We start from the raw sequence: 20,868 nt of genomic DNA, 5'->3' as shown, positions 1-20,868 counted from the left end.
GGTGCATAACAAACAACCGCCTCTACAACTTAAAACGGATTAGCGTCTGTCAGGTAACGGCGCGACTTCTACACCCTGCTGGGGTTTGAACACTACTTGGAATTGAGCCATAGGTTCTTGGGGAATAGCAGGCGTTGCATCGCTGGACTTGATTAAGTTAGGCAGGGGAGTTTCTTTTTCATAGTCGAAAGCAGATTGATTTTTTGGCTCGTAGTCAGCAATAGCACCATCTTTGGTTACAGCGACGCGGTAGACCAAATTCCGCGAGTAAGCGGGGGTTGTTGGCAAGTTTTGGCCGAGCTGATTTTGTAGCTGCCCTTGCAAAGCCTGCAACTGTGTAGGATCGGTAATTTCTGGCCCTAATCCAGGTTTACCTTTGTAGCCGTTCCAGGGACTAACTTGGGGAACGCCCCGTGCTGTAAACACTACTTTGTATTGAGCAATAGGCTCGTTGTTGGGGACGCTGCTGTTAGCTGGGATATAGCCCAATTTGGGTAGCGGCGTTTCCTGCACGCGATTTCTGGCAGCTTGATTGACGCCTTCGTAACCTACAATTGCTCCATCTTTGCCCACGCCCACTTTATAGGCTAATGGTTCGCCAAACCGCTGTCTGGTTTGCCAGACTTCGTTTATCTTCCTTTGAAGTTTCCGTTCCAAAAAGCGCAGTATGGTCGGATCGGTTATTTCTTGCCCGGAGGTCAAAAGAGCCTGTAAGTCTGATGCTGTTGGTGTGGGTGTAGGGCTATCAGTGGGTGTTGGCGTTAGTGTGGCTGTTGGTGTGGCTGTTGGTGTTGGCGTTAGTGTGGCTGTTGGTGTAGGGCTATCAGTGGGTGCGGGTGTTGGCGTTAGTGTGGCTGTGGGGCTGCTCGTTGGCGTTGCGCTAGCTTGGGGCTGTGGTAAGGGATCGTTTTGTTTTTCAACTTTGGGAATCGGAACCAAGCCAAAGAGAAGTGCTGCTGCGGCCAAAGTCGATACCCCCACCGCCGCTGGAGCAGCGCGCTTTGCCAGCGGTTCGTTCGCCACAACATAGCGCTTGGAAATTGGATGTATTGCCAGACGTAAGTCGGGCAGCGTGCGACTATCAGCCAGAAATTGATCTATGGCATCCACCAAATCAAACAGCTGCAAAGTCGTCAAATCAATCTGGGCTGGTTGGGTATTTTCTGTGGTTGGTTGAACTGTCAACCTGTGCAACTGGTCGCTGACCTTGTGTAACTGTACCCCAACTGGCTTATCCCCTTGGATATGCGGGTGAGGCACTCCACTCAAGAATCCCTGAGCATAGCTGCTGACGGATGTCACTAAACTTTCAAAAAATTCTCGTCCGCCACTCAGGGACGATTTATTACCCACAAAATGGCACTCTGCATTGATCAGAATAGACATCAAGGGGCGTGGGTCTAGCTGACCAGTAGTGCTTGCGTCAGGATACCCTTCCAAGATCAGCGTGCAATTGGGCAAACTATACTGCCGCCGAATCGTCATATTACCTCTCCATCAAACAGACTGCTCCAAAACCGCTGCATTCCTGACATTCCCGTACAGAATAGGAGTTTACCCAATAGCTCAATTGCTAGCTCGTTCAACTTATCATCGGAACTGTAGGCAGCAATAATCGCTCGTCGTCGATTCATCCGGCTGCGGAAGTGAGCGCGGAAACGTTCTAGATATTCAGACAAGCGATAGTTAGTATCGAGGGGTAGATCCTTTTGGCTGAGTTGTTGATTGTAGAGTAGCAGTTGGCGGATATTACCATTTAAGCGTCGTGCCAAAGAGCTGGCGATCGCTACTAACGCTTTCGCCTCTACCAAGCTAAGTTGTCGCCGCGTATGAGAACGGCGCAGAGGGTTGGTACTGCGTAGCCGCCACAGCATAACTCGATTTTTGATAATACCCTGAAGTTCCAGCTCGTAGGTTACAGCCAACATTGCTTCCGAACCTCCCAATTCCAGGGCTTCTATTGCCAGTAAAATCAGGTCAATTTGCATCCGAGTTCTACGCGGACACCCACTCTGAGAAATGGGTGGATCTGGCAGACTGTCCAAAATCAAAGGCGTTGACTGGGCAGGCGAACTGTTTAATGGCATTACGCTCACAGAACGATTCCTTGGAAAAGCTGTTTTCAGGTGAACTAGACTGAGTAAAACTAACTTTAGACTTTACGCTTTAGACTGAGATTCTAAACTTTAGACGCCGCCCTTGTTTTTGGTTCAAACTTTAAAGCTTTTCACCAACGAGCTAAGTATGCAGCCTTTAGAATCCTACATATCGCGGAGAAATTACTAATGACCCGCGTTCTTAGTCCATAGTTTATAGTCCATAGTTTATAGTTTTCACTCAAACATATTTTGCATCAGGATAATTGACTTGTGGAGCGCGTCTTTGTGCCCGTTAGCTACAAGCGCGGTTAAGCTTGTGTCTATTTTTCCCTCCAGCCAGAAAGCCACATTAGCCAATGTCTTAACCCAAATGTTGGGCAATTTGATGGCGGTGTGGGTGGAACCGGAGATGTGGGCGGTCGAGCGATAACCAAAGAGCCAAAAAGTGTGCAACCTTCTAGTGTACGATTTTTCAGGTATCTCTTTGCACTTTATTGGGTAGACTTTTCTCCCAGGCAATAGAGGTTGATTTTACTTGCAACCCACATATAACGAGCGTTATGGATCTAAAGTCTCTGATTCGCGACATTCCAGATTTTCCCAAGCCAGGAATTCTATTTCGGGATATAACTACCCTCCTGCGAGAGCCAGAGGGACTGCGCTACACGATTGACACATTAGCCGAAAAGTGCGCTAGCTTATCCCCAGAATATATAGTTGGGATGGAGTCGCGTGGCTTTATCTTTGGGGCAGCCCTAGCCTACAAGCTGGGAATTGGCTTTATCCCGGTTCGGAAGCCTGGGAAGCTACCTGCACTTGTTCACAGGGTAGAGTATGAACTGGAGTATGGTACGGATAGCCTGGAAGTACACCAGGATGCTCTGCATCCGGGAAGTCGCGTTCTCATTGTGGACGATCTGATTGCGACTGGGGGGACGGCGAGTGCTACGGCTGAGCTACTCCAGCAAATTGGCTGTCAGTTGGTAGGATTTGGTTTCATTATTGAGTTAAAGGATTTGGGTGGGCGGCAACGGCTGCCTGATGTCCCAATTGTAACGCTGGTTGAATATTAGCTATTAGCTATTATTACGTGTGTTGCGCCGCTAAAACTAGGGCTTCATACTTCATACACTTGTTATGACTTCTAGTAATGATTCTTCGATTGAGAAGGGTTCGGATTCTGGTTGGAATTGGTTCAAAAGACTGATATCAAGTGAAACCTTTCTCTATTTAGTAAAGCGTCTGGGGCAGGCGCTTTTAACCCTGCTTATAGCGTCGGTTCTGAGTTTTGCAATTATTCAGCTTGCTCCGGGGAATTATCTGGATACGCTGCGACAGAATCCTAAGATTACGCCGGAACGAATTGAGGAATACAAGCAACAATTTGGGCTGGATAAATCAGCAACGGTGCAGTATTTTTTGTGGCTTTCGAGGGTAATAACCAAGGGGGACTTTGGGACGAGTTTTGTGTATTTACAACCAGTGTCATCGCTGTTGTGGGACCGGGTACGGGCGACGTTGGAACTAGCGATCGCGTCGTTAATTGTCACTTGGGCGATCGCTCTTCCCCTTGGCATTGTCGGCGCTGTTAACCAAAACCGTTGGGCAGATCGCATACTGCAAGTCTTGAGCTACATGGGTCAAGGGTTTCCTAGCTTCATCACCGCCCTGATACTGCTGATCTTTGCCCAGTTGACCTCCCCGCTTTTCCCCGTCGGAGGCAGAACCAGCATCAATCACATAGATTTAACCCCATTGGGTCAAATTTTAGACATCGGCTGGCACATGATTTTGCCTACCATTGCTCTATCGATCACCAGCTTTGCTGGTTTGCAGCGGATTACCAGAGGGGAATTGCTAGACGTTCTGCGCCAAGACTACATCCAGACTGCTCGCGCTAAGGGGCTTCCAGAAAACCGCGTCATCTACATTCACGCCCTCCGCAATGCTATCAATCCCCTAGTGACGCTACTAGGTTTTGAATTCGCCAGCTTATTAAGTGGTGCATTTATTGCGGAATTTTTCTTTAACTGGCCTGGTTTAGGGCGACTAATTTTACAGGGGTTGCTGATTCAAGACCTCTACCTGGTCTTGGCAAGCTTGATGATGGGCGGCTTTATGCTAATTTTGGGTAACTTATTGGCAGACTTGCTGCTAAAGGCTGTTGATCCTCGAATCAAGCTAGAAAATCTTAAATAAGCGAATAGTGAATGGGGGAATGGGTAATAAGAAATGGGGAATGGGAAAAATATTGATGGCTCCTTCCTCTTCCCAACCCCTAATCCTCAATCCCTAATCCCTTTTTCTCACTTAACTTTGTAGTTGCCATGCTTTCATCTGTATACTATTTGCTGCGTTCAACAGCCGATGGGCGCTATGTCGTTGCCCATCCCAACCCAGATACAGAGCAAACTGGAGCCGGGTATGTGTTGATGTTTCGCGAAAACTTTGATGCCCTTAGCTATCTCAACACTCACGGCTCAGATGTTGCTTCGCGTTTTGCTGTCGAGTCGGTTTCTGCAAGCCAGTTAAAAAATTTGGTTCAAAGGTGGGGGTTTACCGGGTTCGGACTCGTTCAAGACCCTTTAATACCCAGAATTGAGTTTTTATCCCCCAGTTGAGGCGATATTTGGCAAATAATTGCTCATTAAAGCATTATAGGAGATCTACCCTGCTATAGATGTCACTGGCTCAAAATTTTGATGAAATAAAATAATGTCGTGACCTATGTTTGGAGTGGTCAACGACGTAAATTGTGCCAACTTCAAAAAATTAGGAGAACTTACTTTATGAAATCGCTCCGCTTCAACCTGTCTGCTTGGGTGCGTCCGGTGCGCGTGCTTCTAGCTGCGTTTGTTTGCGCCTTGGTGTTGTTCTCTCAGGCTATGCCTGCTTACAGCAGCCCCAAATCTAGCCCTACAAGCGGAGAGGCTAATCTGCTGAAGATTGAAAAAGAGGCACAAGAGGCGGTTTTAGACGACCCCTACTCGCTGGACAAGACACAGAAGAAAGCGAATGAAGGTCTCAATGAAATCCAAGGAGCCGCTGATATAGATAAAATGAAACGGCCCGAAAATTCCCAAGGTACCTTGTCAATCGAACAAAAAGTCCAGAAGGCTCTGGAAAAAGTTACAGGGGAAAACGACTAATACGCTAGCTCCGATTAAGCAGTTAGGAAAATAGCCTTTTTTGTTACAAGTGTGGGGAAGCAGAAAGCTGTTGCTCATCCCCACTATTAGCTATGTGCTGGGCGGTCAATTGATACCTAGATATTAAACAGGGCAGACATAGAATTATGCCCTGTTTCTTTTTGCTATATTCCTTCCATTTCTAACGTTTCAATTATTTGTAGTCCGCGCGGATCTCCGACTCTTAACAAAGCTGATTTGGCATCTTCGCGGACGCTTAGATCTTCGTCTTCCGCTAATGCTTCTATCAATCCATCAATAGCACCAGCGTAGACGACGTTAGAGGGTAGTTCGCGACAGAGTTGCCCTAATGACCAGGCACAGTTACTGCGGACTGCGGCTACGGGGTCTTGCATTAATGCTTCAATTAATGGTGGAATTGATGCTACGACTGCTTCGTAGCCGACTGAGGCCATTTGAGCCAATCCACTTGCAGCCCAAAGACGCACGGCAGAAATATCAGTTTTTAAGGCATCGGTAAGCGGTACAAGAGATCGGCGATCGCGGCAGTTTCCCAATGCCCAAACTACTCCCTTGCGGACATAGCCATTCCAATCTCGGTTTAGCTGTACTATTAATGGCTCTACTGCGGTTGGACTGGGATTGCGCCCCAACGCATAGGCAGCACTCACGCGCACTAACGGGCATCCATCTGCTAGCAAGCGAATTAGATGGGGGATTGCTCGTTCATCCTGAAGTTCGCAAAAGGCTCGCGTTGCCAGCATGCGTTGCTGTGTCTCTGGTGCTTCCAGCAGTGCCAGCATAGCTTCTGGATCTGGCGCTGGTGCAACTGACTCGGCATCGAGCGGTTCTATGGTATCCAGGGGGCTTTCTAGCTCGGCATCGATATCATCGAGTACCGTTAGGTCGTCTTCGTCATACATAGCTGTTAAATTGACTCCCACTCCCCGCGCATGGTATGGGCATTGTCTTTGGCAGGCGTTTTGTAACCTATCCTACCTGATTCCAAGAGGCTCTATCGGCAATATGGGGTTCAATAAAAGTTAAGAAAACTAACATTCCGACGCTGGTTAGCCTTTCAAAGAAGGTGAATTTGGTATATTACACCACATTAAGAGCTTTTTAAGAGCCGATGAGTCAGGGTAGCACGGGTATTAGGGGCTAAGGGACACAGAGGCACGGTAGAAAGATTAACAATGAGTATTCAGACGGATTTGATATGACAGATCACTTAGAGCCTTATCGACGGATGGTGCGATCGCTGCGATTTATGCCGCCACTCGCGCTTAAAGAGTCTAACCAGCAGCCAGTACTACCACCGCCACCGATTAACTCAAATCAAAATTCGTGGGTATCTACTGCCCCTGAATATGTACATGGGCCAACCCCCAATCATTCTGAACACATCGCTGCTTTGGTTCGGGATGCTGTCTCGAAGCCAACGGTTGTTCCCGTAACGTATGCGATCGCAGAAAATATAGGCGATCGCATCAGTCGATTGGCTCCCCCCAAGGTAGTAAATCACGTTATTATTCAGCCCAAAATTCCCCAACCAGACCCCAACTGGAAGCCTGCTCCTACTGTTGTACAAGAGCATAGGGTGACTGGCTGGGAAACCTCTGCACCAACTGCGATCGCGGCTGAAACTGTTCAAGTAAAAGCTCCAGCTACCGATATTGAGGATGATGCTACTGAAGAAGATTTAGTTACTGAGGAAACAGTAGTAGAAGAACCAGCAACAGAAGTTGCAGAAACTCCTCTACAAGATTTAGTTGGTGAGGAAACAGTAGTAGAAGAACCAGCAACAGAAGTTGCAGAAACTCCTCTACAAGATTTAGTTGCCCTAGAAAAAGTAGAAGAAGCAAATACAAATCTTGCCAAAACTACTGACCAAGCTTTAGTTGCTGATGAAGCAGTAGAAGAACCAACTACAAATCTTGCCGAAACTACTGACCAAGATTTAGTTGCTGATGAAGCAGTAGAAGAACCAACTACAAATCTTGCCGAAACTACTGACCAAGATTTAGTTGCTGATGAAGCAGTAGTAGAAGAACCAACTATAAATCTTGCCGAAACTACTGACCAAGATTTAGTTGCTGATGAAGCAGTAGTAGAAGAACCAACCAATGCTGCCCCAGATACTGATGCAAAGTTGGCAACAGTTGAGATAGAAAAAACACCGCTAGAGGCAGCACCATCGTTAGATCAAGATCAATCTGAGGATAATGTTGCAGCCACCATGCCTACTGTTGCTCTAGTTGAACAGACACCAACCGAGGCGAACGGGACAGAAACAGAAAATGCTCAAGAAAGCGCGAAGGAGTCTCAAGCAGATAGGCGCTTAACCGCTTTTCTACCTGGGGTTCTATCCCCACAGTGGGCGACGAAGGATTCGACAGTACGCTTAGAGAAAGTTTCGCCTCTTGTTGAGTCAACACCAGCGCCTCTGGATAATGCAGCCGCAGAGGATCGGCAGTCAGCGATAGCTGATGCGACCGAGAAAAATACCCCAGCACCTGCGGTAGAAGCAGCGGCTAAAGAAGAGAAAATCGAGATTAAATGTCCCAAATGCGATTCTACCGAACTCAGAAAAAATGGGCATCGTAACGAAAAGCAAAGGTACGTTTGTAAAGACTGCGGCAGACAGTTTGCGATCGCCGATCCTGCCTTAGAGGCTCAGTCTAGCAAAAGTATGCCAGCTAAGCCCGCCCATAGTCGAGGTAAGGCTAAGAAACAAGCTAAAGGCTTTGGCAGTTCTAAAAAGTGATAGGTATTGAGTTGGATATGGGGAATAGAGTTAGGAGTTATGAGGTCTGAGTTATTAATTCAAAAATCAAAACTCAAAACTTTCCCCATTCCCCTGTTCGACTCATTCAGGTTGCCTTTGGGACAGGGGTTTTAGCATCCAAATGGACTGATTTTGATAGCCTAGCTGCTGGTAAAGATTCAAAGCAGGTTGGTTGATTTGGAAGACTTGCAGACCCATTTGGCGATCGCCCCTTGCTCTGGCCCAGTCTTCGGCATGATTCATCAATGCTTTTGCTAGACCACAACGGCGGTGTTCTGGCAAGACGTAGAGTAAAAAAATGTGAGCGTGGCGATCGCCCGTTACTTGATCTATTGCATTCCCCAACCACAGACAAGCAACGAGCTGGTTTGTGTCTAGCGATCGCTCCACCCACCACAAAGGTGTATCTCTAGAAAAATATTGCTCAACAGTTTCAGCCAGATGGGAAAAATTCTGGTTTGGAAAAAGCTCCTGGTAAGTTAGCCGCATAAACTTTACCAGCAACGCTCGATCTATCCCAGAGCCATTGCGAAGCTGGTAGCCCGGTAGCAGCACATCAGACATGGGTGAATTTAGTTGTAAGGGGGGTTAACTGCCGGGCTACATAATTGGGCTGCGCGTCGGTGTCTGGACGTTTTCAGGCTGGGGACTGACTTCTTCAATTGGTGCGGGGGAAGCCATATCGGCGGGCAAAAAGATACGAGCGCTTACTGCTACTAGCGCCACGAAAAATACTAGCACTGCGATTAAAGGGGCGATGTACTGACGAATGATAACCATATTTATTTTTGTGGTGCAGGCATCTCGCCTGCGATGACAGCGGGGGAGTTTTCTGAAAACTAAGCTTAAGTTTTGTAAAGCTTGCTATTTCTATCCTACAACCGACCGGAGCCATCGTCGTCGTCATCGAGTCCCGATCTGGGCATATCTGTTACTGGGCGAGAGTTCCAGGGGGCAAAGACAGGTAGCAGGAGTAATCCGGGTAAAGCAGCGAGGACGCTAATCAGGAAAAACATTGGCCAGCCAGTTCCTTGCGCGATCGCCCCTGCTGGGGCAACTAGGATATCCCGACTTACAGCCATCAAGCTAGAGAGTAAGGCATACTGAGTAGCCGAGAAGCGCTGGTTGCACAGACTCATCAAAAAGGCAATAAAGGCGGTTGTACCCAATCCAGCACAAAAGTTTTCAATGTTGATGGTAATTACCAAAACCTGATAACTTTTACCAGCCTGCGCTAGAACCAAGTAGGCTAAGTTACTTACGGCTTGCAGTGCGCCAAACACCCAAAGCGAGCGATTAATGCCGATTTTGCTCAGAAGCGACCCGCCGCATAAGGTTCCAACAATAGTAGCTATTAGCCCCATGCCGCCCTGAATATCCCCAAGTTCGCTTTGGGTGAAGCCAGTTTGGATCAAAAAGGGCGTAGACATATTGTTAACTAGAGCATCGCCAAATTTGTAGAGGACGATGAACAGCAGCATGAAAAATGCACGTATCTGACCGTGACGTTGGAAAAATTCAATGAACGGCTTGATGACAGCATCTGCTAAAGATTCCGGGGGGCGATCGCGTGTCTCTGGTTCTGGAGCAAAAATCGCACTTACGATGCCCACTATCATCAAAGCCGACATCAACAAATAGACAACTGGCCAAGGCATTTGATCGGCTAATCTGAATGCTAGCCAAGCAGTAACGAGCAGGGCAATACGATAACCTAAGACGAAAACTGCTGCACCCGCACCCATTTCTAGGGGTTCGAGTACATCCGTGCGATAGGCGTCAGCGGCGATGTCTTGACTAGCGCTCAAGAAAGCAATCAGTAAGGCATTTACTGCTAAAAGTTGCAGCGATTGAGCGGGATTTTGGATAGACATGGCGGCGATCGCTAGCAGCAACGCCACCTGCGTCACAACCAGCCAGCCGCGACGACGCCCCAAAAATGGTGGCACAAACCTATCCAGGAAAGGCGACCAAATAAACTTGAGCGAGTAAGGCAACCCCACTAAGCTGAACAACCCAATCGCACCCAGATCCACTTTTTCTAAAGTCATCCAGGCTTGCAGCGTTTTACTCGTCAAGAACAGGGGTAAACCTGACGAAAAGCCGATGAACAAAAGCGCCGCCATCTTACGGCTTTGAAAAACTTGCAGCAACGATTGAGTTGGTTTCACGGCAAATGCGATAACTCCTATGACTTGAGATATCTTGCCATAGGAGAGAGCTTATTTCCGGAGAAGGTAAATAAAGACTGGTTGCAAATAGCTTATCTATGCACCCTGTTGGCTTTTAACTAAATGCAGATCTTGTTCCCCATAGGGGCGGAAGATAGCCTGAAATGCTTGGCTTTTTAGAGCTTAGAAGAGTTGTGCCATAAGCTAATGCGGAAGCTTCCCATCTGTTTTGGAAAATCGCCTCTTTGTTCCTACCCTGACGGGAACGGGGTCATATCCGCGCCAGACGCCGACGAGGACACCTTGCACTTGGACATCAGCCGCCTTGGCTTCAATTGGCTCGTATTTAGAGTTAGCTGGTTTGAGGGTAACGCGATCGCCCCGACGATAGAAGCGCTTCAATGTTGTGCCCTGTCCTTCCACTCTTGCTGCCACAATCGTGCCATTTTTTACCTTGTCTGATTCTGGCAGCGATCGCATTATTGCCACATCACCTTCGGCAATCAAATCGTCAATCATGCTGTCTCCAGTCACCCGCAGAGCAAAGTAATCTGGCTGCTGGAATAAGTGAGACAAATCCAGTTGTTCTACAGCATCAGTGAACGGTTCAACACAAGCACCAGCTACTATCGTTCCCAAAACTGGCAATCCCTGAGCAGTTTGTCGCAAAATCCTAATTGTGCGGGCTTTGCCTTCCGCCCAGTCAATATATCCTTTATCGCGCAAGTGTTCCAAGCGGCTTTGTACCGGGGCTGGCGACTTTAAGTTCATCGCTTCCATCATCTGTCTAATAGAAGGAGAGTGTTGATGCTGGCGAATGTAATCTGCCAGCCAGTCATAGAGTTGTTGTTGTGCGTCAGTTAGAAGTTGCATAATTAAAGGCAATATAGCTACAGGCTTTGGTGTAGAGGCAAAAGTTTGAAGTACAAAGTATTAACTTTGAAGTATGAAATTTTAGCCTTCATCTTTTTTTTACAGTTGCCTCATAGAACATTCGTACTACTAAATACCCTAATCTGTCTAGTAGCGATTAGCTAATTAGCCATAAAATAGCTTAGAAAAAATAAACTTAAAATATAAATTTGCCTGGAATGGCAGATAATCCCCCTTACCTCCACTTATCTAAGAGGGATGCCTGCCGCACAAGAAAGTATTCGGGGTTTTGTGGTGCGTCCCAAACTTTAATCGGCTCCCAGTAAACTCACCAGCAAAGCTTTTTGAGCGTGCATTCTGTTTTCCGCCTGATCCCAAACTCGCGACTGAGAACCTTCTATGACAGCATCAGTAATTTCTTCGTCGCGGTGGGCGGGCAAACAGTGCAGGACAATAGCGTTTTTTGCCGCACCCTTCAACAGTTGATCGTTCACCTGATAAGGTTGAAAAATCGGAATCCTGGCATCAGCGGAATCTTCTTGCCCCATACTCGCCCAGACATCGGTATATAGTACCTGCGCTCCGGAAACCGCAGCTTTAGCATCATTTGTCACCATCACTTCACTACGTCCAGCAGCGATCGCCCGCGCCTGCTCTAGAATGCTGATGTCCGGCTCGTATTCTGGGGGCGTGGCAATTCTGACATTCATACCCATCAGAGCGCAACCCAGCATGAGAGAATTAGCCATATTATTGCCATCTCCCAAATAAGTCAAAGTCAGCCCCGCCAAAGAACCAAAGCACTCTTGAACGGTTAATAAATCCGCCAAAACCTGACAGGGATGCTCCAAGTCGCTCAAAGCATTAATAACCGGGATTTTGGCATAGCTGGCAAACGCTTCCAAATCCCGCTGATCGAACGTCCGAATCGCCATAATGTCCAGGTACCTGTCTAATACCCGTGCTGTATCTGCCAGCGGTTCTCCTCGGCTGACTTGAGTTACATTAGGGTTGAGATCGATAACCTGTCCTCCTAGTTGGTACATCGCAACAGAAAAGCTAACCCTGGTGCGGGTAGAAGCTTTGTAAAACAACAGTCCCAAAACTTTGTTACAGCGCAACTTTACCTCACCGCTTTTTAGCTGTGTGGCTAGGTGCAAAAGTCCCTGAATTTCCTCAGCATTCAGGTCTGCCAAACTCAGTAAATCTCTTCCTTTCAGTGCTTCCAAACTCTTGTCCCCGATGAGTCTACAAACTTTAAACCTTAAACTCTAGTGCATCTTCAGTCCATACGGCAATAGCCGCTATTTGGAAAAAGTTGCGCTCCTCCTGCCCTTTTTCACTAAGAAAGTGCGGGAGTCGGAAGCGACAAGGACATTTTCATCTTTAGTTGTGCGCTTTAAACGCATGGAGCTTAACATGAACTGGCTTTCTCCTGATGCGCTCAATGTAACGAGCAAACTTTCTCCCCAACAGATTTCTGCGAGAGCAAGGTATAGGCTGCCCTCACAGGCTAAGTTGGGAATCGCACTGTTAAACCTGGGATTTTTGCTGTGCAGCGGGACTGCAATGACGCAAAAAGCCTTGAGCGCGGAGCGAATTTATATTAACTACGGCCCATTGCAATTTACTCTCCCTATAGAAGATCTGGAATTTTATGCGAAGGAAGGGAAAATTGGCGGCGACTTAGCAAATTATGCTGGATATCTTAAGCCGGATCAGTTAGCGCAGTTGCGACAGGTTCTGCAAACGAAGGCTGATGTTGGTCCTGTAGCGATCGCCCAGTTTCTCTACTCGCCGCAGGGCGAAACTATCTTGCGACGGGTGGGCGAGGTAATTCAAACGAAATCGGGCCAATCGGGTTTTTATGCGATTCGCGCGGCTTTAATTCAAGCAGCTGCTGATAAAAATGAAGGCTTGACACCGCTGAACGTCTTACGAAAGTTTCCCACTTACGGCATTCGCATCAACTCACAGCGCGGCTTTGATATTATTGACGAGCTATCAAACACTATCCGTCAATCGGGGCAAGCAATCGGCGCTGTTGAACAGCAGGCGCTTGCTGAACTAGCAGCCGAAACTCCTAGCGATAGCGTTCGTCTGATGCCTTTGTTTCGACCAACTGCTGGCGCTGACCAAGTAGTGGTAGGCGATCGCTTGATGCGAGATTTGCGAAAACCAGGCCCCTTAAGCTGGGATAAAGAAACATTTACTGTTAATAATATTGCCCGCAACCGTTCTTTTTCTGTTGATATTTATCTTCCCCAGTTGAGCGGACGTGATGCACAAGTAATAGTAATTTCTCACGGACTGGGAAATAACCGCGAAACTTTTGTTTATTTAGCTAAACATTTAGCATCTTATGGATTTGCTGTTGCCGTACCGGAACATCCTGGCAGCAATGCCGATAGATTGCAGGAGGTTATCAACGGATTTGCGCGGGAACCTGCTCCTCCGCGAGAATTTATTGACCGACCTTTAGATGTGAAGGATCTGCTTAATGAATTGCAGCGAATATATAGAGGTCGGCTGAATTTGCAAAAAGTTGGTGCAATTGGTCAGTCTTTTGGAGGCTATACAGCTTTGGCTGTTGCTGGTGCAAAGCTTAATTTTGAGCAAATCCAGAAAGATTGCCAGCTATCGAATGATTCTTTAAATGTGTCCCTGTTGCTTCAGTGCCGTGCGCTTTTAGTGCCGCCTACTGATTATAATTTGCAGGATGAAAGAATTAAGGCAGCGATCGCTATTAATCCAATTTCTAGCACTGTTTTTGGCCAACCTGGCATGAGTGACATCCAAGTACCGCTGATGCTTGTTGCTAGCAGTGCGGATACGGTAACACCTGCTTTACCAGAACAGATTCAACCATTTACGTGGGTGACGGAGCAAAATAAATATCTTGCTCTGTTCAAAGAGGGAACGCATTTTTCTACGTTAGCGCGATCGCCGAAGGATATACCGCTTCCCGAAGGAGCGCTTGGGCCAGATCAAAGGATAGCTTTTGATTATGTAAAAGCTTTGAGCCTAGCTTTTTTTCAAACATACATCGCAGGTAATCCAGAATATCAGCCCTACCTTAGCGCTTCTTATGCCAATAGTATTAGTCAATATGCAATGCCTTTGAACCTCATTCAGTCACTCACTGATATCAAAAAGAAGCAAGAACGCGCTAATTCCACTCCACCACCAATACCACCACGATAAGTAGGAGAATTGAATTAATTTATGTCATTTTGTAGGTGGGATTGAGGTACGAAACCCAAAGCTTTAAATAATTTAATGGGTTTCGCTGGCACTCTACCCATCCTACAAATAATTAAATTTGGATATTTTACAAGCCTCTTATTGTATTATGTTCAGTTAGTTAACGAGCGTCAAAAGCTGTCTTTAAGCATAAGCATAGTTTTGAAATTAAGCGTCAGCTAAAGTTAAGACGATGCGTTTCGTTCAAGGCTATGCTCAAATAAGTAGAAAATTATAGGATTTTGTAGTGGAAGGTTTTCTTAATTTAAACAAACCATTTGGAATTACTTCCCACGATTGTGTAGCGCGATCGCGCCGACTTTTGCGCCTCAAACGTGTGGGACATGGGGGGACTTTAGACCCCGCTGCTACTGGCGTTTTACCTATTGCTCTGGGGAAGGCTACTCGCCTCTTACAATATCTGCGTGGGGATAAAGCTTACCGCGCCACAATTCGCCTGGGAGTCGCCACAACAACTGACGATTTACAAGGAGAAATTATAACTTCTAACCCCGTAACGGGGTTAAGTTTGGAAGAGGTCAAACAAGCACTAGGGCAATTTGAGGGAAAGATTCAACAAGTGCCACCTAATTATAGTGCTATTCAGCGACAGGGTAAGCGTCTTTATGAGTTAGCACGGGCTGGGGAAACTATAGAAGTTGAGGCGCGGACTGTTGAAGTCAATAAAATAGAAATTTTGGATTGGCGGGATGGTGAATTTCCAGAATTGGAAGTAGCGATCGCGTGTGGTCCTGGTACTTATATTAGAGCGATCGCTCGCGATTTAGGTGCAGCACTTCAAACTGGTGGAACTCTTGCTAAATTAATCCGTACGGAAAGTTGCGGGTTGCAACTTGCAGATAGTTTAACCTTAGAAGAATTAGAAACTAAGCTACAGGAAGGAACATTTAACCCAATTACACCAGCAGCAGCTTTAGAGCATTTAGCATCTGTAAGTTTAGCATCAACACAAGCACACAAATGGCGTCAGGGACAGCGGATTTTATGGGAGGATATCGCAGAGCGATCGCTACCTGAACTGTTGCAGGTTTATCGCGAAGATGGCGTTTTTTTAGGTATCGCTCAGTTAGTTAATTCAGGCGATGAACATCTGCTAGTTCCGCAGATGGTGTTTGAATCGATATCATAGAGAAGTGTGATAATAGCGAATAGAGCCACTCAATGCCTCTTTTGAAGGGTGGCTATAAAAGATAGTTTACTTTCAAAAACGAGGCGGCGATCGCAAATGCTCATGGTTCACCTTTTTTAAGGTGAGCTAGGGGAAGCGAATGCGGAACTTAAACCGATTACATTACTGTCTTGGGCTATAAATAGAAAAATCGAGGTAAATATATGTCAGAAGAAAAGCCAGTATTCCAGATTAGCCCAGAGATGTTTAAGACGCTGACGGAGTTCCAGGAGCAAGTTGATGAACAAAATGCAAAAGAAGCTGCTGGGATAGAAAATACTGAAGATTTACCTAAAAAAGCCCCAGAGATAAAAACGGAAAGGCTAGGCCAAGATTGACTATTTACTAGCATCCCGCGTTTGAGTTTAAGGCAAAATAAACCTAAAATCAGTTAAAAATGACGGTGCAGGGCGCTAATAATGCAGCCTGCGTAATATGTTGCATCAGTGCAAGCCAGGATCGCGCTTGGTATATCGACAAAATTCTAGAAGCGCTGAATTTGGAATTAGATTAGATTAGCCAAAAGGAGCGATCGCGCTTTGACCATCCGGGAGCAAATTGCTACCTTGGAAATATCACTCCAAAATGGGCTAGCCCAGAGGCAAAGGCATGAGCAGGGAAGACAAAGCAGCGATCGCTCGCGAACTTAAAACCCAAGCCATTATCTTAGGTGGATTCGTCGCTATCTTTTGGATACTGGAAATCGCTGATTTAGCGTTTTTTAGAGGCAGGCTTAACTTGTACGGTATAGCACCGCGCACCACTATCGGGCTGCGGGGCATTCTGTTCGCACCTTTTCTACACGCAAATTTGCCTCACGTAGTCGCTAACACCGTACCATTCTTGGTGCTTGGCTGGCTGATTATGCTCAGAGAGATTAGCGACTTTTTCATCGTAACCGCCGCATCCATGTTGGTCGGCGGACTTGGCGTGTGGCTGTTTGGCGCACCCAATAGCATCCACATTGGCGCGAGTGGGGTTATATTTGGCTATCTAGGATTTTTGTTGCTACGCGGCTTTTTTGAACGCAGCGCGATCGCCGTTATCTTATCCTTAATAGTTTGTTTCTTCTACGGCGGCGTTCTCTGGGGAGTTTTGCCTTCACGAGTTGGCATATCTTGGGAGGGGCACTTGTTTGGATTAATCGGCGGAGTAATAGCCGCACGAATCTTGGCTAAATCAAAGCAGCGATCGCCCGGTTAGATTTTTAAACCCCAAAATATCACTAAGATGGACAAAACCTTAGCCTCTAAAAACTATGTTTCCCATCTACCCTAACGACGACGAAGAAAATCTACCACCTTACTGTAGGGAAACAACTTGGATTGAGCAGCTAAAGGAGTTTCACAGTCAATTCGACAGCAGCATCCGTGCAATACTTCGCGATTGCCTGTTTCGCGAGATAGAAGAAGACGGACAAATTACTTTCCAGATACTTTGCCCCAACGAAGTCATACTAAAACGCCTGATCCAGAAGCGACAAAAAATTGCCAACCGGGTCAGGTGGATTTGGGAACCAAAAGTAGATCGGCTAGTAATATGTATAGAAAAAAATGGGTTGGAATGCCGAGCGTATTCCCTCAAGAAATATCTGATTGATTAGGAAATGCAGAAGAAGCAGAAATTTCCCTACCTGGTCGGTTCCAAATGGACGGCTCAGCAAAAAATGTGGGGATGGCGACATTTTCAAGTCGTCAATCGTAAAAACCAAGGTAGTTTTGTCTTTGCCGAAATGGTCTCCGCGTGCGATCCCAACGTCCGTTTTTGGACTAATGCCAAACTGCTAAAAGACCGCTCTCAATGGCAAGCTGGCTGGCAATCTTTACAAGAGAGAGAAGACCAAGAAAGTGAAATTTTAGTAGCCTTTGATGTTGGTGGCAATACTTTAAGCTCAATGCTTGATGAGGAAGCATTATTTTGAAGATGGGTGATTTTTGGATTTCGCACTAGGGAGGTTGGGGCAGGGATGATTTAGGATTTGCAGATTGTAGAGGTTTCCCCTCTGGACTCCTACGAAGACTCAATCTAAAATCTAAAATCTAAAATGCAAAATCTCCATGCCTAACCTAGCTACAAAAATAGAAGCGATTCTATACTTGAAAGGACAGCCGCTGTCAATTGGGGCGATCGCGGAATATGCCGGATGCGATCGCGATGACGCTAAAGACGCGATAATTGAATTAATGTCCGACTACGCCCATAGAGATAGTGCCTTGGAAGTAGTTGAAAGTTCAGATGGCTACAGCTTACAACTGCGATCGCCCTTTCAAAATCTGGTAGAAACTTTAGTACCCCTAAACTTAGGAGTGGGAGCATTAAGAACCCTAGCCGCGATCGCGCTTAAAGGCCCCCTCACTCAATCTGACCTTGTTAATATGCGCGGTTCTGGAGCTTATCAGCACGTCCAAGAACTCGTAGAACTAGGTTTTATCCGCAAACGCCGCCAAGCCGATAGTCGCTCTTACTGGTTGCAGGTTACAGACAAATTCCCTCAATATTTTGAATTGAATCAACTACCCCAGCAACTCAACCAGGCTTCTGAGTCTTAAAACCTAGTCTTTAAGTACGAAGTGAGCGGCTAACACGATCGTTTAGAGTAGAAATAACAAGTCAAATACCTAACAGTCGAAATGGCATTTAACTCTGACTTTTTCAATTGCGATGCTGAAGATACCCAAGTCAATCAGCTTTTGAAATATCTGCAACACCAATCTCCCGAAGTTTTAGCGCGAGTAGCCAAGTCAGCAACTCCTGACATCAAACAAATCATCTCGCAAAACGTTCAAGGATTGGTAGGTATGCTACCGTCTGACCATTTCAACGTTCAAATTACCACAGACCGAGAAAACTTAGCTGGTCTGCTTGCCTCAGCAATGATGACGGGATATTTCTTGCGTCAGATGGAACAACGCATGGAACTAGATGATGCGATCGCAGGCACTGGTTCTTTGCCTCGTAAACCAGGTAGCGGCGACAAATCAAGTGATTGACTGCCATAAACTGACTCTACTCAAGTCAGCCATGGAAATGAGCCGCCAAAAACAAGGTAAAACGGCGTCTTCTAGTGGCTGCTAAACGCGCCTGACGCCGTACACCGTTTTTCCTTAAGCTAATAGCTTGGTTCTTATTATTCCAAGCAGGATAAGAAGTGCTAATTTACTTCACTACTCTTACCTTCTATAGATAAAATCAGCCGCCTGCTGCGAACGCTCCCATTATCAAGATAGATAGCAAAAGACCGGGAGTGAGCATCAGCACTAAGGTTAATAGTTCATGCCAGTTCATAGAAACTTACCTCATCTTGTTAAGTCAGCGACTAAGGCAAAATAAACAATATATTTTCAATTGCCGCCCGACCTGTAAACTAATCAGTGCAACACCAATAATATTACCTAATTATCGCTGGGATATTCTCCACCAATACTTATCCCTGTGTTAAATACATCAGCGTCGGTTAAGGTGATATCAACCAAAGTAGCACCAGTTACGTCAGCATTATGCAACATAGCCTGACTAAAATTAACATTGGTCAGGTTAGCCAAATTTAAGCTAGTACCGCTAACAAAAGCGCCCTTCAAATTTGCTCCGCTTAAATTAGCACCAGTTAAGTCAGCGCCCTCTAAATTGGCATTGACTAGGATTGCTCCCTGTAAATTGGCATCTCTCAAATCAGCACCAATAAGGTGAGCGCCTGTCAAATCTGCTCCTGTCAAGTCACACTTGGCACATGCACTGGTTTCCAGTAACTGCTTGACGTGTTCGGGGTTGTCAGCTTTAACCGGATTTGCTACCGATAGAGTCGTTAGTAAAGCTAAAGTAGCAAAAATCTTCAGTTTCATCTTGATTTCCCTCCAACACAGCTAGGGTCTTGTCTATATCTATCTACTACAACTAGCATGGCTTACTTTACGGATGCCTGTCCTCATACAATGGAGTGAAACTGTAACGACACGGCTTGACTTGTTTCCAATATTGTCCTGCTTCTTTGAGGTTAAACCTGAGCAACTGCGTGTTTGAGGGCGCGAAACCAAGCGGCAGCAAGGGATGCATCGGTTCGACGTACTTAGGTGGTTTAATACCAAGAGCGTTAATAACTTGCCTACCAACTGCTCTTGCTTGCATGGGGGGAACGGCGTTGCCAACCTGCCGAAACCCGTGCCACTTGGTTGCATGGAAGCGGAACCAGTCGGGAAATGAGTGCAACCTAGCCGCTTCTCGCACAGAAATAACTCTGGGATAATCTGGATGGATGGGACGGGGAGATGTGTAGCGACCGCGCCCCGCACCCGTTCCAGCACGCAAAGTATGTGAAAGTCCGTCCCAGTCGAGGCGTCGCAGTCGGCTAATCGGTTCTAAGTGCCCACAGCTTAGGCTATTGAATCGCTCAATTGAGGTATCGCTGTGCTGGGTTCGCATTGAGCTAGTCAGCATTTTGGTATACCACTGCCGGGGATAACCAAAATTATCCGCGTCGGGTTCCAAGCCTAGCAGCATTTTGGCATATTTGCTGGCTGATACCTGCATTTGGTGCAGGTGCGTGTCGTCGAGCCAGACTTCATCGGTTTGGCGTAGTTCGGGGAAGTCGTCCAGGTTGGGGAGGGATGCGATCGCGTCCCTGACTGTAGTTTTGCTACTACAACTTGGTTCGGGATAGGCTAAAGGCCGTTCCCCAATGCGAGAACCCAGCAAAAACAGCCTTTTACGATTTTGCGGCACGCCAAAATCAGCCGCATTCAAAACTCGCGGCTTTGCAATCTCGTATCCTGCTGAGACAAACTTCTCGCACAGTTGGTGGAGATAAACAGCGTGTTTCCCCTGGCAAATCCCCGGTACGTTCTCCATTACAAAGTAGCGGGGTCGGAGTTCTACTACCAAACGGTAGAAATCAAACACTAAGTCGTTGCGGTCATCATCAATTAAGCGCTTACCCATGACTGAGAAACCTTGACAGGGTGGCCCTCCAAACACCAAGTCAATTGGGTTTCCCTTGCACGCTTGCCGAATTTCCTCACCCGACAGCTTGGTAATATCAGCGCACAGAACCTTAGTGCGGGGGAAGTTAAAACTATGCACGGCGGCGTGAACGGGATCTTGTTCAACAGCTACCAGCACGTCAAAGCCAGCCTGCTCAATCCCCAGCGAAAATCCACCGACACCAGCAAATAAATCAACAGCAATCGGTCGCTGATATAAGTCAGGCATTCCATCCACCGCTCTAAAAAATATTTTGCCAGTCGCTTGACAGTCTTGTATTATTTATGTAGTATAAAAATGACACATAAATCGTCCGCAGTCCGCAGTGCATAAGTTGTAGTTCGTTGTGTAAGTTAGCACAGTTCCCTACAACTAAGTAGCA

General features: G+C 46.6%; 23 protein-coding genes. 13 read left to right on the top strand and 10 right to left on the bottom strand.

All coding sequences use genetic code 11. The features are described from left to right. Nucleotides 1-39 precede the first annotated feature (39 nt). Nucleotides 40-1,485 carry a DUF4335 domain-containing protein gene (locus tag H6F77_RS23885; protein ID WP_190491411.1) on the bottom strand — a complete coding sequence of 482 codons (1,446 nt, stop codon included), beginning with the start codon at nt 1,483-1,485 and terminating at the stop codon, nt 40-42. Further along, a complete protein-coding gene (locus H6F77_RS23880; RefSeq protein ID WP_190491410.1) occupies nt 1,482-2,087 on the bottom strand; it encodes a DUF3038 domain-containing protein in 606 nt (201 codons plus the stop codon). Before H6F77_RS23880 ends, H6F77_RS23885 begins: the two co-directional genes overlap by 4 nt. 572 nt (nt 2,088-2,659) lie before the next feature. Here H6F77_RS23880 and H6F77_RS23875 point away from each other — a divergent pair. From H6F77_RS23875 to H6F77_RS23860, 4 genes are all read left to right on the top strand, one after another. After that, nucleotides 2,660-3,172: an adenine phosphoribosyltransferase gene (locus H6F77_RS23875; RefSeq protein WP_190491409.1), complete on the top strand. Its 513-nt coding sequence runs from the start codon at nt 2,660-2,662 to the stop codon at nt 3,170-3,172. A 64-nt stretch (nt 3,173-3,236) separates the two neighbouring features. Beyond that, nucleotides 3,237-4,298, top strand: coding sequence for an ABC transporter permease (locus tag H6F77_RS23870; protein ID WP_190491408.1), 1,062 nt, complete (start codon nt 3,237-3,239; stop codon nt 4,296-4,298). Between the two features lie 128 nt (nt 4,299-4,426). Beyond that, entirely contained in the window at nt 4,427-4,720 is a 294-nt protein-coding gene (locus tag H6F77_RS23865) for a hypothetical protein (RefSeq protein ID WP_190491407.1), read from the top strand. Nucleotides 4,721-4,888: 168 nt separating this feature from the next. Then, nucleotides 4,889-5,248: a low temperature-induced protein gene (locus H6F77_RS23860; protein ID WP_190491406.1), complete on the top strand. Its 360-nt coding sequence runs from the start codon at nt 4,889-4,891 to the stop codon at nt 5,246-5,248. A gap of 164 nt (nt 5,249-5,412) precedes the next feature. Here H6F77_RS23860 and H6F77_RS23855 read toward each other — a convergent pair whose 3' ends face one another. Continuing rightward, a complete protein-coding gene (locus tag H6F77_RS23855; RefSeq protein WP_190491405.1) occupies nt 5,413-6,171 on the bottom strand; it encodes a HEAT repeat domain-containing protein in 759 nt (252 codons plus the stop codon). Nucleotides 6,172-6,467: 296 nt separating this feature from the next. On the opposite strand from H6F77_RS23855, the gene H6F77_RS27505 reads away from it, so the two are divergent. Further along, a complete protein-coding gene (locus H6F77_RS27505; RefSeq protein ID WP_199321516.1) occupies nt 6,468-8,015 on the top strand; it encodes an IS1/IS1595 family N-terminal zinc-binding domain-containing protein in 1,548 nt (515 codons plus the stop codon). Between the two features lie 102 nt (nt 8,016-8,117). Here the strand turns inward: H6F77_RS27505 and H6F77_RS23845 are convergent, their stop codons facing one another. The 5 genes from H6F77_RS23845 to argF form a co-directional block, all read right to left on the bottom strand. After that, nucleotides 8,118-8,600 carry a GNAT family N-acetyltransferase gene (locus H6F77_RS23845; RefSeq protein WP_190491404.1) on the bottom strand — a complete coding sequence of 161 codons (483 nt, stop codon included), beginning with the start codon at nt 8,598-8,600 and terminating at the stop codon, nt 8,118-8,120. 36 nt (nt 8,601-8,636) lie between these two features. Next, nucleotides 8,637-8,816, bottom strand: a complete 180-nt coding sequence (locus H6F77_RS23840; RefSeq protein ID WP_190491403.1) for a DUF8624 family small hydrophobic protein — start codon at nt 8,814-8,816, stop codon at nt 8,637-8,639. A gap of 95 nt (nt 8,817-8,911) precedes the next feature. Beyond that, the gene (locus H6F77_RS23835) at nt 8,912-10,207 is read right to left on the bottom strand and encodes an AmpG family muropeptide MFS transporter (protein ID WP_190491402.1); all 1,296 of its coding nucleotides are present in this window, start codon (nt 10,205-10,207) and stop codon (nt 8,912-8,914) included. Nucleotides 10,208-10,411: 204 nt separating this feature from the next. Further along, nucleotides 10,412-11,080, bottom strand: a complete 669-nt coding sequence (gene lexA / locus H6F77_RS23830) for a transcriptional repressor LexA (RefSeq protein ID WP_190491401.1) — start codon at nt 11,078-11,080, stop codon at nt 10,412-10,414. 308 nt (nt 11,081-11,388) lie between these two features. Then, entirely contained in the window at nt 11,389-12,309 is a 921-nt protein-coding gene (gene argF / locus H6F77_RS23825; protein ID WP_190491400.1) for an ornithine carbamoyltransferase, read from the bottom strand. Between the two features lie 190 nt (nt 12,310-12,499). Between argF and H6F77_RS23820 the strand changes: the two genes are divergently transcribed. The 8 genes from H6F77_RS23820 to H6F77_RS23785 all read left to right on the top strand — a co-directional run bounded on the left by H6F77_RS23820 (nt 12,500) and on the right by H6F77_RS23785 (nt 18,502). After that, the gene (locus H6F77_RS23820; protein WP_190491399.1) at nt 12,500-14,284 is read left to right on the top strand and encodes an alpha/beta hydrolase; all 1,785 of its coding nucleotides are present in this window, start codon (nt 12,500-12,502) and stop codon (nt 14,282-14,284) included. Between the two features lie 286 nt (nt 14,285-14,570). After that, on the top strand, nt 14,571-15,473 hold the full coding sequence (truB, locus tag H6F77_RS23815; protein WP_190491398.1) for a tRNA pseudouridine(55) synthase TruB: 903 nt from the start codon (nt 14,571-14,573) through the stop codon (nt 15,471-15,473). A 203-nt stretch (nt 15,474-15,676) separates the two neighbouring features. Then, nucleotides 15,677-15,850 (top strand): hypothetical protein, encoded by a 174-nt coding sequence (locus H6F77_RS23810; protein WP_190491397.1) that lies wholly within the window; start codon nt 15,677-15,679, stop codon nt 15,848-15,850. A 271-nt stretch (nt 15,851-16,121) separates the two neighbouring features. Continuing rightward, complete coding sequence (locus tag H6F77_RS23805; protein ID WP_190491396.1) at nt 16,122-16,715, top strand: rhomboid family intramembrane serine protease; 594 nt, start codon at nt 16,122-16,124, stop codon at nt 16,713-16,715. Between the two features lie 55 nt (nt 16,716-16,770). Beyond that, entirely contained in the window at nt 16,771-17,115 is a 345-nt protein-coding gene (locus H6F77_RS23800) for a hypothetical protein (protein WP_190491395.1), read from the top strand. A 3-nt stretch (nt 17,116-17,118) separates the two neighbouring features. After that, the gene (locus H6F77_RS23795; protein ID WP_190491394.1) at nt 17,119-17,433 is read left to right on the top strand and encodes a TIGR02450 family Trp-rich protein; all 315 of its coding nucleotides are present in this window, start codon (nt 17,119-17,121) and stop codon (nt 17,431-17,433) included. 136 nt (nt 17,434-17,569) lie between these two features. After that, on the top strand, nt 17,570-18,061 hold the full coding sequence (scpB, locus tag H6F77_RS23790) for an SMC-Scp complex subunit ScpB (RefSeq protein ID WP_190491393.1): 492 nt from the start codon (nt 17,570-17,572) through the stop codon (nt 18,059-18,061). 81 nt (nt 18,062-18,142) lie between these two features. Then, nucleotides 18,143-18,502, top strand: coding sequence for a DUF760 domain-containing protein (locus H6F77_RS23785; protein WP_190491392.1), 360 nt, complete (start codon nt 18,143-18,145; stop codon nt 18,500-18,502). 402 nt (nt 18,503-18,904) lie between these two features. On the opposite strand, the gene H6F77_RS23780 is transcribed toward H6F77_RS23785, so the two are convergent. Continuing rightward, nucleotides 18,905-19,351: a pentapeptide repeat-containing protein gene (locus tag H6F77_RS23780; protein WP_190491391.1), complete on the bottom strand. Its 447-nt coding sequence runs from the start codon at nt 19,349-19,351 to the stop codon at nt 18,905-18,907. A gap of 67 nt (nt 19,352-19,418) precedes the next feature. Continuing rightward, nucleotides 19,419-20,714: a DNA cytosine methyltransferase gene (locus H6F77_RS23775; RefSeq protein ID WP_190491390.1), complete on the bottom strand. Its 1,296-nt coding sequence runs from the start codon at nt 20,712-20,714 to the stop codon at nt 19,419-19,421. Between the last annotated feature and the right edge of the window lie 154 nt (nt 20,715-20,868).

It is taken from the genome of Microcoleus sp. FACHB-831, from assembly GCF_014695585.1.
Lineage (GTDB): Bacteria > Cyanobacteriota > Cyanobacteriia > Cyanobacteriales > FACHB-T130 > FACHB-831.
Note: the sequence above shows the minus strand (reverse complement) of the source record. Positions and strands in the feature narration are given on the sequence as shown.